12 protein-coding genes are annotated in these 14163 nt (G+C 65.4%); 4 read left to right on the plus strand and 8 right to left on the minus strand.

The window, feature by feature from the left end; all coding sequences use genetic code 11:
- Window positions 1–202: 202 nt before the first annotated feature.
- The gene (locus ACLL97_RS20165) at window positions 203–1273 is read left to right on the plus strand and encodes a transporter (protein ID WP_411282278.1); all 1071 of its coding nucleotides are present in this window, start codon (window positions 203–205) and stop codon (window positions 1271–1273) included.
- On the opposite strand, the gene ACLL97_RS20170 is transcribed toward ACLL97_RS20165, so the two are convergent.
- From ACLL97_RS20170 to ACLL97_RS20205, 8 genes are read right to left on the minus strand one after another with little or no spacing between them, the layout of a single operon-like run.
- Window positions 1257–2828, minus strand: a complete 1572-nt coding sequence (locus ACLL97_RS20170; protein ID WP_411282279.1) for a Na+/H+ antiporter — start codon at window positions 2826–2828, stop codon at window positions 1257–1259. The two genes, ACLL97_RS20165 and ACLL97_RS20170, sit on opposite strands and share 17 nt — an antisense overlap.
- Before the next feature lie 17 nt (window positions 2829–2845).
- Window positions 2846–4012, minus strand: coding sequence for a hypothetical protein (locus ACLL97_RS20175; protein ID WP_411282280.1), 1167 nt, complete (start codon window positions 4010–4012; stop codon window positions 2846–2848).
- On the minus strand, window positions 4009–4926 hold the full coding sequence (cysK, locus tag ACLL97_RS20180) for a cysteine synthase A (protein ID WP_411282281.1): 918 nt from the start codon (window positions 4924–4926) through the stop codon (window positions 4009–4011). Before cysK ends, ACLL97_RS20175 begins: the two co-directional genes overlap by 4 nt.
- A 44-nt stretch (window positions 4927–4970) precedes the next feature.
- Complete coding sequence (locus ACLL97_RS20185) at window positions 4971–5813, minus strand: serine O-acetyltransferase (RefSeq protein ID WP_411282282.1); 843 nt, start codon at window positions 5811–5813, stop codon at window positions 4971–4973.
- A 10-nt stretch (window positions 5814–5823) separates the two neighbouring features.
- Entirely contained in the window at window positions 5824–6360 is a 537-nt protein-coding gene (locus ACLL97_RS20190; protein ID WP_411282283.1) for a methyltransferase, read from the minus strand.
- A 56-nt stretch (window positions 6361–6416) separates the two neighbouring features.
- Window positions 6417–8597, minus strand: a complete 2181-nt coding sequence (locus tag ACLL97_RS20195; protein ID WP_411282284.1) for a hypothetical protein — start codon at window positions 8595–8597, stop codon at window positions 6417–6419.
- Window positions 8598–8652: 55 nt separating this feature from the next.
- Entirely contained in the window at window positions 8653–9213 is a 561-nt protein-coding gene (locus tag ACLL97_RS20200; protein ID WP_411282285.1) for a hypothetical protein, read from the minus strand.
- Window positions 9210–10766: a S41 family peptidase gene (locus ACLL97_RS20205; RefSeq protein ID WP_411282286.1), complete on the minus strand. Its 1557-nt coding sequence runs from the start codon at window positions 10764–10766 to the stop codon at window positions 9210–9212. The genes ACLL97_RS20200 and ACLL97_RS20205 overlap by 4 nt, the downstream gene beginning before the upstream one ends.
- 196 nt (window positions 10767–10962) lie before the next feature.
- Between ACLL97_RS20205 and nhaA the strand changes: the two genes are divergently transcribed.
- The 3 genes from nhaA to ACLL97_RS20220 all read left to right on the plus strand — a co-directional run bounded on the left by nhaA (window position 10963) and on the right by ACLL97_RS20220 (window position 14154).
- On the plus strand, window positions 10963–12135 hold the full coding sequence (gene nhaA / locus ACLL97_RS20210) for a Na+/H+ antiporter NhaA (RefSeq protein ID WP_411282287.1): 1173 nt from the start codon (window positions 10963–10965) through the stop codon (window positions 12133–12135).
- Window positions 12136–12148: 13 nt separating this feature from the next.
- Window positions 12149–13018, plus strand: a complete 870-nt coding sequence (locus ACLL97_RS20215; RefSeq protein WP_411282288.1) for an HAD hydrolase family protein — start codon at window positions 12149–12151, stop codon at window positions 13016–13018.
- A gap of 71 nt (window positions 13019–13089) precedes the next feature.
- Window positions 13090–14154: a glycosyltransferase family 2 protein gene (locus ACLL97_RS20220; protein WP_411282289.1), complete on the plus strand. Its 1065-nt coding sequence runs from the start codon at window positions 13090–13092 to the stop codon at window positions 14152–14154.
- Window positions 14155–14163: the final 9 nt, after the last annotated feature.

Here is a 14163-nt window from a genome sequence, read left to right on the forward strand (position 1 = left end):
ACCACCTTCGCGAGCGTCGCGTGGCGGTCGAGCCAGACCGGCGCCATCTGGGCGCCGGCGATGCGGAGGGAGTCGGCTGACATGAGCGAGTGGTCGGGGAGAATGGCGGCAGCCTAAACGATACCGTGCGCCGCACGGCAGGGTGAGCGGCGACCGCGTATCTTCGTGATGGACAGCCTTCGCGAACTTCAACCCGATCGCCGTGAATACTCCGTCCGCCGGCACTTTCGACGACACCGACATCGGCGGCACTGCGCCCTCGGCCGCCCCCATCGCGACTGTTGCACCGGCTGCACCGGCTGCACCACCGGCCGACGATCTGGGCTTCGGCCGCGTCGTGGCGCAGCGGTCACGCGGGCGTCTGTTCAATCGCGACGGTACTTCCACGTCCACCAAGTATGGGCTGCGCGCGCAACGCACCGAGCGCCTGTATCTCACCGCGCTCCAAGCGCCGTGGGCTGTGTTCGTGCTCTGGATGCTCGGCGCTGTGCTCTTGTTGAACGGGATCTTCGCGCTGGCCTACGCCGCGCTACCGTCCGGCTCGCTCATGGGTGGTGACGGCTTGGGCATCACCGATCCTTTTCTGCGCGCCTTCGTGTTCAGCACCGGCATTTTCACCACCACCGGTTCCGGGCCGATCCATGCCGTGGGCATTACCGCCAACTGGCTGGTGGTGATCGAGTCCTTGGCCGGCCCGCTCACGTTGGTGCTCGTGGGCGGACTCTTGCTGGCCCGGCTCATCCGCCCTCGGGCCCAGCTGCGCTTCAGCGAGTCGGCGGTGGTGGCCCCGTACAACGGCGCGCGCGGGTTGATGTTCCGGTGCGTGAATGAGCTACCGAGCCAGCTCACCGACCTACGCGCCAACGTCAGCCTCTCACTGTACGAGGTCGTGAACGGCAAACGCGAGCGCAATTTTCATCAGCTCACCCTCGAGCGCAGTCAGGTGGCGCTCTTCCCGCTGCATTGGACCGTCGTGCATCCGATCACCGATGACAGTCCGTTGCTGGGATTCACGCCGCAGTTGCTGCGGGAGGCGGAAGCGGAACTGCTTATTCTCATCACCGCGCACGAAGAAACGTTCTCCACCCACGTGTCCGTGCGCGCGTCGTACTATTGGGACGACATCACATGGGACGCCAAGTTCGCCGATATTTTCGCGCAGTCCACGGGAGAATCCATCGCCATCGACGTCGAGCGCCTCGATCGTCTCGACCGTCTGCCCGAAGGGACGACCAGTGTGCCGTCCAGTTTGGAGCTCACGAAGCGGGATTGAGCCGAAGTGTATCGAGGTCGATCTCCGACTCCAGTGTGCGCAGCACTTCGTCCGAGATCGCTCCTTCATTCCTGAGTCGAAGCAGCATGCGCCGCTCGGCGTCCAACATGCGCGAGCGCAAGCGGGACCGGCTGCCATGACTGGCGTGACTACGGTGCGGGTGGCGGTGCTGACGATCGCGCAGCTCCGTGCGAAGCCACGCCACGTCGGCCGGATCGGCCCACGGCTCGCGCGACGCGTCTTCCAATGCTTCCGCCGCCCGGCGTAACGCCTCCTGCCGCGCGATGTGTTCTTCTTCGTGGTGTTCTGCCTCGGGCGCGAATTTGAAGGCGCGAATGATCGGCGCCAGCGACAATCCCTGGACCACCAGCGTGACGAGAATGACGCACATCGTCATGATGATCAGCTCTTCGCGATATGGAAATCGCGCGCCACTGTCGAGGGTAAGCGGCAGCGCGAATGCGGTGGCCAGCGAAACGATGCCGCGCATGCTGGTCCACGACACCAAAAACATCGACTTCCAGTTCCCGGCCGTCGACTGCACCGCCCGACCGCGACGCAGCGATTGCGCACAAATTGTCGTCACCGGCACCCAGAGCAGACGGACCACCATGACCACCACACCCATCAGCACACCGTACGTCACCGCCCCGTCGACGGCGGCGATGCCCGACGGCTGCATCAGTTCCGCAAACTGCAAACCCAACAAAATGAAAATCAGGGCGTTCAGCGTAAACACGAGGAGGTCCCACACCGCGCGCGACTGAATGCGCGAGCGCGGTCCCACCGCCGTGGAGAGATGCCGGCGCGCGTAGAGTCCACCGGCCACGCAGGCCAGGACGGCTGACACATGTAGCGTCTCGGCAAGCACCCAGGCGGCATACGGCGCCGCCAGCGTCAATACTGTTTCGGCCAGCTCATCGCGTGTGCGCCGTGCCACCGCAATCGTCAGCCATCCGATCGCGAGACCGACCAACACCCCGACGCCGGCATCGAGGAAGAAGCGCACCAGCGCCTCGCCGAAACTGAACGCCCCGGTCACGGCGGCGGCCACCGCCGTCCGATAGAGTACCAGCGCCGACGCATCATTCACGAGGCTCTCGCCCTCGAGAATGACGATGACACGACTTGGTACCGGCAGCCGCGACACCACCGCCGTGGCCGCCACCGCATCGGGGGGCGACACGATCGCACCGAGCGCGACGGCCACCGCCCACGGCATATCGGGGATCAGTATGCGGGCGATCACCGCGACCGCGGCGGTCGTGGCCACGACCAGTCCGATCGCGAGGCCACCAATCGCCCGTCGGTTCGCGGTGAACTCGCGGAACGACGTGAAAAATGCGGCCGCCCACAAAATCGGCGGCAGGAATACGAAAAAGACTACGTCCGGATCGAGCGTCGGCATCGACACACCCGGCACGAATCCGACGCCAAGTCCGGCAAGCACCTGCAACAGCGGCGCGGGTACCGGCAAACGACGACCGAACGCCGTCAGTGCGACTACCATCGTCGCAAACGCCAGCGCAAACAGAATCGGTGAAAAATGCGGCACGGTGGTTCGCTGTCGGCTTAACGGGTGTGTGTTACAAGCCACGGTACCGCGCGCCGCACCCCGTGCCCGACCATCAGCAGATGCCCTTCGTGGCGGAACAGTTCGTACGTGGCGCCGGGCGACGCCGTGGCGGCGGCCTCCACCCGCGCGGCGGGAATGATGTCATCAAGCTCCGCTCCGACGAACAACGACGGCGGCGCGTTCGGCACCGTGATCGGACTGCCACCCGCCAACAATGCCACCGCGGCGATCTGCGCCGGACGCGCTTGCGCCAGGCGCGCGGCCGCGCCGGCGCCCATGGAATGTCCGATCACGTACACCCGCGAGCTGTCGATGCGAAATTCCTTCCGCAACAGTGCCATCAGCACATCGAAATGCTCCGGCGTCGTGCCGAATACATCGGTTTTTGGTGACACGAGAATGAGTCGCTGCTCGGCTGCGAGCTGGGTCGCGATGCCACGGCCGTAGGCATCGACAAACATGTTCTCGTCGCCGCCCGCACCGTGCAACACCAGCAGCACTCCCACCGGCTTTCGCACATTCGCCGACGGTGGCGCCACGATGCGCAGAGGCACCAACACATTGTTCGCGCCTCGGTACACGCGCCAGAAGTCGCCCACCAATCCGATATACGGATCCCGCCCCCGCTCGAGCACGCTCACTTCGCGGGCCAGGTCACGAGAGAGTGTGGCGGGGTCGTTGAGAAACTCCGCACTGCGCTCCGGCGACGGCACGTCGACCAACAGCTTGGCGCGCTCACGTGCCGAGAGCAGCGCTTGCGCCAGCGAACCCGTGCTATCCACCACCGCCAGCCGGGCTAGAAATTCATCGCGCGCGGCGCTGAGCGGCGCGCCGTTCAAGGAGCGAGGACCGTTCGACGACGGCGACGGCGTGATCGAGCGTCCCGAGAGCTGTGCCGCCGCCGCGTTGATCGTCGCCACGGCCATCGCGAACTGTCCACTGAAGAAACTCAATGCCGCGCGATCGACCGTGCGGTTCACTTGCGCGCGCAGCGTGTCGGTCAACGTCTTCGCATCCTCACGCTGCGTGTACGCCGCGTCGACCCGCAGGTATGCCGCCGCAAGATCGGCCCGCGTGACCTTCGGTGCCGCCGGTGCCTGTGCCCACGCCAACGCAGGCGGGCACAGCGCGGCGGCGGCAGCGAGGCGCCACAGCATCCTCACGCGGGAAACAGCCCTTCAATCGACAGATACCGTTCGCCCGTGTCGTAGCAGAACGTCAGCACGCGGGCGCCGTCAATCATCTCAGGAATTTTCTGCGCCACTGCGGCCAGCGAACCGCCGCTCGAGATGCCCACCAGAATTCCCTCTTCGCGCGCCGCGCGCTGCGTGTACTCGAAGGCGGCTTCTTCGGTAATCTGGATTACCCCGTCCAGCGTGTCGCGATGCAGGTTGTCGGGAATGAAGCCCCCACCCACACCCTGAATGCGATGCGGCCCCGGCGCGCCGCCGCTGATCACCGGCGACTTCGCCGGCTCCACCGCATACGTCTTCATCGCCGGCCAGTGCTGCTTCAGCACTTCGCTACACGCCGTGAGATGTCCGCCCGTGCCGACGCCGGTGATCAGATAGTCTACGCCGTCGGGAAAGTCGGCGAGAATCTCGCGCGCCGTCGTGGTCGCATGCGCGCGGATATTCACTTCGTTGGTGAACTGATTCGGCATCCAGGCGTTGGGGGTACTGGCAACCAGTTCGCTGGCGCGTTCGATCGCGCCCCTCATCCCCTTCTCGCGTGGCGTCAGATCGAACGTCGCGCCGTACGCCGCCATCAGCGTGCGACGTTCAATCGACATCGACTCCGGCATCACCAGCACCAACGAATAGCCTTTCACCGCCGCCACCATCGCCAGGCCGATCCCGGTGTTCCCCGACGTCGGCTCAATGATCACGCTATCCTTCGTGAGCACACCGCGCTGTTCGGCATCTTCGATCATTGCCAGCGCGATGCGATCCTTGATACTGCCGCCCGGATTCGCACGCTCCAGCTTCATCCACACTTCCACGCGCGGATCGAACAAGCGATGCAGGCGCACGTGCGGCGTGTGGCCGATGGTGTCGAGAATCGTGGAGACGCGCATGGGTTGGTGAGGTAAGAGGGACCGAAGAGTGCCGCAGTTGAATGCTAGATATGAAACTCGATTCCGTCATCGGTCGGCCGCTGCTCCACCCGACTCGAGAATTGCACCACCGACCGTGGCGGAACCGATGACGTCATCCACACGTTGCCGCCGATGATCGACCCGTCGCCGATCACGGTGGTCCCACCAAGGATGGTCGCATTGGCGTACACAACCACATCGTTGCCGAGCGTCGGATGCCGCTTCTGGTGCGCCAGCTTCTTGGCTACCGCATGCGCCCCCAGCGTCACGCCCTGATACAGTCGCACCCGATCGCCGATCATGCTCGTTTCGCCAATCACGACGCCGGTGCCGTGATCGATCGCGAAACTCGCCCCGAGCACCGCGCCCGGATGGATGTCAATACCAGTTTCTCGGTGCGACCACTCCGACAGCACCCGCGGAAAGATGGGGACGCGCAACAGATAAAGCTCGTGCGCCACCCGATGCACCGCCGTGGCGAGAAAGCCGGGATACGCCACGATTACCTCTTCCAAACTCTCCGCCGCCGGATCGCCCGACAAGATTGCCTCAGCATCGAGCTGCAGCGACGCCCGCACCGCTGGTAGCCGGTCCAGGAATGTGGTCACCACGTGCTCGGCGTCGCTCACCATCGGTGTGATCGCCGCGCGCAACAGCGCCTCGACATGGGCCGCTTCTTCATCAACGCCAGCCGCCCCCAGGCGCGACGGATGCGCGAACTGGGGAAATAGCAACGCTAGCGCACGGGTGGTAAACTCTTCCGCCAGCGCTCGCAGCGGGCGCGGGGCATCACAGGCCCGACGTTCGGCGCGCAGCTCTCCGAGAAACGTCGTCCAGCGGGCCCGTTCGGAAATCTGATCTGTCATGACGCAGAATCTACAGCCGTTCCAGCGAAGAGACCCGGTATTGCTCGGCCTCGGCTACATAGCACTGCATCCCTACCGGAACCAGCCCCGCGCGCTGCATCAGCCGGCGATACCAGGATGTCGACTTGGGCGGCGGCCAGTCGGTGTCCCCTTCGAAGTGATCGCCGTTCGTGAACAGCTCCAAGTACGCCATGCCACCCGTGCGCCGTGCCACATGGCCGATGCCGCTGGTGAGCTGGGCCGCCGACAAGTAGTTCAGCATGCCGCAGCACACCACCAGGTCGTACTGCTCGCGAAGGTCGAGCGAACCGAGATCCTCGATGCCACCTTGCTGAAGATTCCGGCGCGCCCCGAACTTGGATACGGCATACGCACTCGGATCGACACCCTGATAGGCCATGCGGGGACGAAGCGCCCGCAGCACGGGATACCAGTTCCCCTCGCCGCAGCCCACATCGAGCACGGTGCGCACCCGTCGCCCCAATACCCACTCGGCCATGTACAACACGAACGACACTTGACGGGCCAGCTCGGCCGCCGTCTTCACGCGATGCGTAGGATGACGGTACCACTTCTCGAAGTACGCGGCGTCGTAGCGTTCGGTCAGAGGATCCCCCAGAAGCCGCGATCGATGTCAATGGCGAATCGCCACTGCCCGCCCCGTAGTCCGCGCGCCACATCGGCCCGCACCAGATCGTAAAACATCAGCACACCGAGACCCACTGACGGCCGGAGCGCCGCCACTGTGGGACGATCTGGACTCCCACTGCCGGTCGCCAACAGCTGCACGAACGGCGCGAGCGTCACGTGTGGTGGTGACTTTCCCCAGCGCTTGAGCGGAATCGACGGTGCCGGTATCGGTTGCCGGAACTCGACCCGTTGCGACAGCATCGCGCGCGACGCGAACGCGTGAAAGTCGTAACCCGGCGCCGACCACGGACCACCGGCAAAGATCAACCACTGCGGCGGCACGTCGCGACCACCCGCCACACCGGCAAAGGTCTGCCAAAACAGTGCACGATCGCCGGCCAACGGCTTGGTGATCTGCACGAGTCCCTGCGCGCGCGCGACCAGCGGCTGCCGCAGCGGCTGAATCGCCGTCGGATCGGTCACCGACGACTTGCCATTCCCCTCGAAGGCACCGGCACTCACCCGCAGCGACCAATGCCCGCGAGCGCTGCGCTCATCGACCCCGACCCATCCGCCCGCGCCCTGCACCTCGGCCCGCCCACCCGCCATGTCCCACGCGGTGAGGGTTGGCGCGAACCGCCCCGATACCGACGACGCCTGCACCGACAACGGCCGGTCGCCCTCGTACGCCAGCCGCCAAGTGAACGCGCTGGTGGGCGTGCGGCGCCAGATCACACCGACAGCGCGCGTCTCGACTTGCGTGGTGTAATCACTGCCGAACAGCGCCGCCCCCAACGAGTTCGTGACCCCGGCCCGCTCGGCGAACGCGAGATCGCGATAGTCACGCTCCGCAAACAGCTGTATCAGCGGGGTGCGTCCAAACGCGGGCACGGGACCGATTGCCACCTGACCCTTCAGCTGCTCGTCGCCGAACCCGTAGCGCACCCGGCCGCCCACCTGAACGCCGATGCCGCTGCGGTGTGATGCTCCGATGCCGACCGCCAAACCTTCAGTGCGCGAGAAGCGCGCGAGATCGCTGATACCACGGCCCGTCACCGACGCCGTCGTGGGCCGTGACAACATCGAACTGCGAATCGCGGCCTCCGCCTGCACGCGGGCGCGCACCACGTCTTCGCTGCTCGCCATCTGAATTTCCGGCGGCAATGCATCGATGATACGACCGGCAAACGGATACGTCTTGGCCGAATCGCGTGGCACGGCGCTCCATCGCGGCAACAGCATGGTGCTCTGCGCGATGCGCTCATTCACCGTGTAGCCCGAGATCTCCCAGCGGCCGCGTACGATGCCGCGCACCGGAAGGTCGAACCACGTGCTGCCACGGGACACTTCCACCTCTTGACGGCGTGGCAGCCAGTAGCGCTCGCGGACCAGTGCATTTTCGAGCGTCACCACCAGCGTCTCGATGCGTTTGTCGATGATTGCCGCACGGGTGAACGTCATCGACAGCCGTACCACGGCGCCGGTTTCGCGATCGAGATACACCGAACCGACCGCCGCCGGTTGCGACGCGTCGCGCGGTCGAAACTTCACTTCATCGACCACGATCTCGCGACCGGGAATGCGAATACGTAGCGCACTACCCATCGTGTACTCGTACACGCGCGGAGCGAACCCGGCCAAGGGATGTGGGACGTCGCGGACATCCTGACCGTCGCCCAGTCGGATACGATCGGGAAGATTATCGAGCACCACACTGTAGCGATCGCGATAGTAGCCCACGTCGGCCGGCAACAGCGTCGTGTCGCGGCGACCGATCAACCGCTGCGCACTGCGCCCCGGTTGCCACCAGGCGATCGAGAGCTGCAGTTCTTCGCTTTGCACAACTTTGGGCGGAATGATCACGCCTTCGCCAAGCTGCGCCAGAAATGCGAGAAAGCCGTGTGCCGTGGCCGAGTAGCTGAGCAGCGTGCTGTCGGCGAGCTGTACACTGCGCCGCTCGATGGCACGGCGCACCAGCGAATCCGCCAGCGCATCGCGCCACGCCTGATTGCCGCGTGTCGGTGCAGCCGATGATGGCGCTACCGATGCGTGCCCTTGGGCCTTCGCCTCATGTGCTGGTGCCGCCAGGACTAGCAGGGCAACAGTCAGCGCCGCACGTATGGGTCGCGTGGATGGCGCACGGTTCGGTGTCACGTCGGGCTTTCCATGGCGACGGGCAATGTAGCGGGAATGCAGTCAGCCTGAGCGATTACCGGCCCAGCAACGCGCGCGCCGACGTAGCATCAGATGCCGCCAGCAGCAGCCACCCGCGATAGCGAGCCACCGGCACTCCCTTCGCGATCGACCCGTTGCCGTTACCCTTGGCGCGATGCGGCATCACCACGTGATAGCTCCAGCCGTACCGCCACGCGGCGTCAGCGCTGGAGGGAGCGCCGGGCCGCCGCGGTGCCCGAAATGGACGACGCGCGATCACGCGACCCGTGAGGGGCGTAATCGTGCCAGTCGGTCCGGTGAGCTGGACGATGGCGTTCACGGCCAATGCCGGTGTGCCGAGCCGCGTGCCGAAGTGTAGCGCGTAGAGCGTGTCGGCCGATCGCCCCGCACGCGTGCCCTCGACGCGCGGCAGCGCACTCTCGGCGGCCACCGACGCCGTGGTCGGCATTGAATCGGTCAGGAGCTGCGTGCCCTGAAAGCGTGACACCAACCAAGTGTCGAGCGCACTAGCCGTCTGGGCGTCCACCGACGCGGCGGCACAGGCCATTGCACCAAGAAACACCACCGCATGAATCCGGCGTATGGCCGCGATCATGGTCGCAACAGCGGGAGCGACTGGACCAACCCTTTCCGTGAGATCGCCGCCGGCAGCGTAGCGGGAAGGACGCGTGCCACCTCGGTACCCGGCGCCACGACGTCGATGCCGGCGCGAAGGGCAGCGTCTTCACGCACCGCGTAACGGAGCAACGCCTCACTTTCGCGCTCCACCTCGAGCACCCGCACCAGCGCCAGACGCGTGCTCACGGTGACCCATTCTGCGCGCGCAAGCGCGTCACGCGCCGATCGTGGCGCCATCTGCGCCAGCGTAGTGCGCAGTCGCGCTTCGAGCATCGCCAGCGGCGCGGTGGACCACCCTTCCCGCAGGGCGAACATCGCCAATGAATCGGCGGCGCGCATGGCCTGCGCGGCGGCCGACGGCTCCCACTCGCGCGGCACGGCAAACGCGTCCCGCCGAGTGGCATCGTCGAGCAGCACGTCAGGGTGCAATCCGCCCTTCGCGAAGGCGCCCGTTCCCGTCCGGCGATCGAGACTGATGCCCTTTGGCGTGAGCCACCGGGCCGTCGTGAGACGCACGGACAGGTCTTTCGACAGCGTGACCACGCGCTGCACGACCCCTTTGCCATAGGTGGTCGTGCCTACCAGTAGCGCCCGATTGTAGTCGCGCAACGCGGCAGCCGTCACTTCCGCCGCACTCGCCGTATTGCCGTCCACGAGGACGGTGAGCGGCAATGACGGCCAGCGCGAGTTCCGACTGGAATGTGGTTGCGGCGCCGCACCGCCGCGGCCGGCCAACGACGCAATCACGAGTCCGCGCGGCAGGAAGAGTCCCGCCGATTTCACGCCTTCCTCGAACAGACCGCCGGTGTTTCCACGCAGATCGAGCACCAGCGACGTGGCGCCGCGCTGCAGCAACGACTCCACTGCGTCCTCCAGTTCATCCGAGGAGTGCGACGTGAAGGTGGCCAGTCGTACGTACCCCACGGAGTCGGCCAGCAGGCCCTGCTCCGTGACCGCGGGCATGTGCCAGGCCGAACGCCGGACCGTCAATCGCAGCGTGTCACCGAACGGGGGGCGCCAAAGCGTCAGCACACTCGAGTCGCCGAACGTGCGCGTGCTATCGCCGGGCTTCCTCGTCCACGCTTCACCCACGGCGACCTCATCAACCTTCAGAAGACGATCGCCCGCTCGCACGCCGGCCGTGAAGGCCGGTGATCCCGGGGACACGCGCGCCACACCGGCGGCGTCCGACTCACGACGCAACGTGAGGCCCATCCCCTGCCCCTCACCCAGCATGGTACCGCGATAGCGCTGGAAACCATCGGGACGGAGCAGCGCCGCGTACGGGTCCTGCAATTCGCGCAACATGCCGGCTACAGCACGCCGAATGAGCTCATCGCTTCCCAGCGAGTCGATCGCATTCGCCCGCACCGAGTCGATCGCCGTGGACAGCAGCTGCGCATCGGCCCACTCGTTCATCGTACGCACCCGGTGCCCACCGTACCACGACCCCAACGCAAACGCGCCCACAAGCCCCGCGACACTCAGCGGTGCAAGCCAGTAACGACGTGTGCGGGGTGTCGTGGTCATGATGCGAGTGGGACCAGTGGGAACGCCATCGATGGGGAGAAGTCCTTTTTCATACTACAAGGCGCCACGCCGTGATCCGTCAAATGGCGATATTTCGGCGATATTTCGGGGCGGAATGTCGCGACGGCGTGCACTTGAGCATCACGCTGGGGTACGGTTGAGCATCTTCGCCTGATGAATACTGTATGCACATCACATGAATACGACCGAAAACACCGCGGATGACGCCGAGTTGATCGCCACCACGCCGCCGCCCACCGGACAGGCGCTGAGCGGTGTGCTGATGGTGGGCTGTGCGCTGCTGGCTCTCGCGTTGGCCAACTCGCCGTGGGCCCCACAGTATCACGCATGGTGGCACTTTCCCATCGGCTCGACGACGTTGCTGCACGCCGTGAACGACGGCCTTATGACGCTCTTCTTCCTCATGGTCGGTCTCGAAATCAAGCACGAGATCCAAGGCGGAGCGCTCTCCTCCCTGCGGCAGGCGGCGCTCCCGGTTGCGGGTGCCATTGGGGGCATGCTGGTGCCGGCGCTCGTCTATGTGGCGTTGGCCCGTGATTCCGACGCCATGCGCGGCTGGGGTATCCCGATGGCCACCGATATCGCCTTCGCCCTTGGCATCGTCGCCTTGCTACGCGATCGCGTTCCTACCGGACTGCGCGTCTTTCTCGCCGCCCTTGCCATCGCCGACGACATCGGTGCCGTCCTCATCATCGCCCTCTTCTACACGCCCGCGGTGAACATCGCGGCGATTGGTGCCACTGCGTTGCTCATGATTGGGTTGCTGATCATGAATAAGAAACGCGTACACGCCGTGTGGCCATATCTCGCGGCCGGCCTGCTCCTCTGGTGGACGGTGTATGTGTCGGGCATTCACGCCAGCATTGCCGGCGTACTGCTCGCCTTCACCATCCCCGCCCGCGAGAACCGTGAAGGGGCGTCCAGCGTGCAACATCGCCTCGAGCGCGGGCTGCATTGGCCCGTGTCGTATCTCATCGTGCCGATCTTCGCGTTCGCCAACGCCGGCGTGACGCTCCCCGACAACGTTGCCGCCTTCGCCAGTCAGCCCGCCGTCCTCGCCACCGCGCTCGGACTCGTGCTTGGCAAACCGCTTGGCATCACTGGTGCCGCCTGGCTCGCCGTGCGCGCCGGCTGGGCCGCCCTGCCCGATGGTGCCGACTGGCCACGCGTGACCGGCGTCGCCGCGCTCGGTGGCATCGGTTTCACGATGTCGCTGTTCATCGCCGCGCTCGCTTTCGGCCAAGGCGCGCTGCTCGATGCCGCGAAAATTGGTGTGTTGGCGGGCTCGTTCGTCGCGGGAACCAGTGGCGCGCTGCTGCTCTATGCGCGTCGTTCGAAGGCGTCATAGCTTCCACGGTCTCATGAAGCTCACCAGCGACCGTGCTCTGCTGATCGCCACCGACATCGACGGCACGCTCCTCGATCACGACGCGCAGCTGCCTTTCCCCGCCCACGCGTGGCGGATCGCGATCCAGCAGCTCGCCGCTCGCCTGGCGCGGTGTACCGTGGCATTTGCGTCCAGTCGCACGCTCGTTGAACTGCTGGTGCTCCAACGCGCGCTCGGTGTGCGCGGGCCCTGCATCGCCGAAGACGGCGCGGTGCTCGCACTCGATGTCGACGACGCGACCGACGCACGATTGGCTCATCTGCCGCCCGACGATACACTTACGTTCGGACGGCGCACCGTGCACATCTGGACGCGCGCACAGCGCACGTCATCGTTGCGGGCGATCATGAGCGACATCAACGCCGTGCAACGGGCCGACGCCTCACGACTCGACCAGGCGGCGCTATCGGCCCTTGGCTTTCGTACCACGGGAGCCATCCGGCGAGCGCTTCACGCGCGCCACCACTCGCTGCTACTCGATCCCACACGACTGTTCGGCGACGAAGCATCTGCCATTCGCCGCGCCGCCGCCGTCCGAGGGCTGCAGCTCCGTCGCGGAGGACGCTGGCTCACGCTGGCCGACACCACGGGCAAAGGAACAGCACTCGCCATGTTGCGGCACTTCCAGAACCTGTGCGGTGTATCACCATTCGTCGTCGCGATCGGCAACGAAGAGAACGACCTTTCGTTGCTGCAAAAGGCTGACCTTGCCTTCGTGATTCACAACCCCGGACGTGGTCCGCACCCCGCGCTCGCTTCGATTTCCGATGCCGTGGTGCTGGACTCGGAAGGACCAGGAGGATGGCTCGACATGCTGAATCATTTGCAGGAACTCGTCCAGTGAAGCGCGCGGAGGCTCCCGCCTCCCGGCCCGCTCCACTGGACTCCGGCACGTCGCCGCGTTGGACATTTACGATGCTCACCATTCCGTCGCGCGTCGAGTATCTCGCGCGGCTGTTGCAGTCGTTGGCCGACATGCCATCGGCCGACCGTATCGAAGTCGTCGTGATCTTCAATGCGGTCACCGATCAAGAGCCGCTCGCCATCGAGCAACGCATTCGCGCCATGGCACCTTCGCTGCCGATTCGCGTCTACGTCAATACGAACGAACCGTCTATCGGAAGCGGTCGTCGTATGCAGTTGTCGGTCTGCCGCACACCGCTCGTCGCCTTTATCGACGACGATCTCACCGTGCACGGCGACATCATCGGCACCATTGAAGACACCCTGCGTACGACCCCGCTCGGTATCGTAGGGCTGCCCTCATACGAAGAGGACACCGACACCCGCTTCAAGCCACGTGATTCCACGCCGTCCACTGACGTCGACGGCGTGCGCTACATGCCCGTGCAGGGCATGTTGGTGGCGGGCTATCGTCGCCTCTTCGCGGATATCGGTGGCTTCAATCCCCGTCGGCATTTCTGGGGCGAGTGGACCGAGTTCAATCTCCGCATGTGGCGACATGGCTTCCCCACCGGCTACGTGCTCGGCCGCGGCTTCCTGCGGCACTGGCACAAAGCGCCCGAGTCGCCCACGCGCAACATGAACGGGCGTGAGCAACATGTGCTCTGGGGCCTCATGTGCACCGCGCTCGAGTACGACGCCGTCAGCATCAATGAAGCCACCGACGCCTTTTGGCGTTTGGCGCAAGATCGCTATCTCGCCTATTCATTCGGCGAGCTGCCCAGCCCCAAGCAGTTGCTGGCCAGCGTGCTCGAACTGATGCCCAAACTCTCACGCGAATGGCCGGCCATGCATGCCTTCGCTGAGGAAGCGCGACGACATCCGTTCCAGTTCAAGCCCTTCGAACCGCTGTCCGAAAGCCAAGTGCGTATGGTGCTGGCGCACGCCCAGCAGGCCATTCATACGTATCGCCCGGACGGGTTCGCGCTACGACACGACGTGCTGGAGGCGCCGCGACTCGGGTGGATGCGGCGCATCCGCAAAGCGGTCTTCGGCACCACGGCCGCCAGCGCGTAATCACGGTGG

It is taken from the genome of Gemmatimonas sp. (assembly GCF_046594945.1).
In the GTDB taxonomy this organism is placed as follows: Bacteria; Gemmatimonadota; Gemmatimonadetes; order Gemmatimonadales; family Gemmatimonadaceae; genus Gemmatimonas.

Excerpts from the sequence above, each read along its gene's own strand:
- ACLL97_RS20205 (WP_411282286.1), bottom strand. The coding sequence starts at position 10,766 with ATGACCACGACACCCCGCACACGTCGTTACTGGCTTGCACCGCTGAGT.
- ACLL97_RS20220 (WP_411282289.1), top strand. The coding sequence starts at position 13,090 with ATGCTCACCATTCCGTCGCGCGTCGAGTATCTCGCGCGGCTGTTGCAG.
- cysK (WP_411282281.1), bottom strand. The coding sequence starts at position 4,926 with ATGCGCGTCTCCACGATTCTCGACACCATCGGCCACACGCCGCACGTG.
- ACLL97_RS20215 (WP_411282288.1), top strand. The coding sequence starts at position 12,149 with ATGAAGCTCACCAGCGACCGTGCTCTGCTGATCGCCACCGACATCGAC.
- nhaA (WP_411282287.1), top strand. The coding sequence starts at position 10,963 with ATGAATACGACCGAAAACACCGCGGATGACGCCGAGTTGATCGCCACC.
- ACLL97_RS20185 (WP_411282282.1), bottom strand. The coding sequence starts at position 5,813 with ATGACAGATCAGATTTCCGAACGGGCCCGCTGGACGACGTTTCTCGGA.
- ACLL97_RS20200 (WP_411282285.1), bottom strand. The coding sequence starts at position 9,213 with ATGATCGCGGCCATACGCCGGATTCATGCGGTGGTGTTTCTTGGTGCA.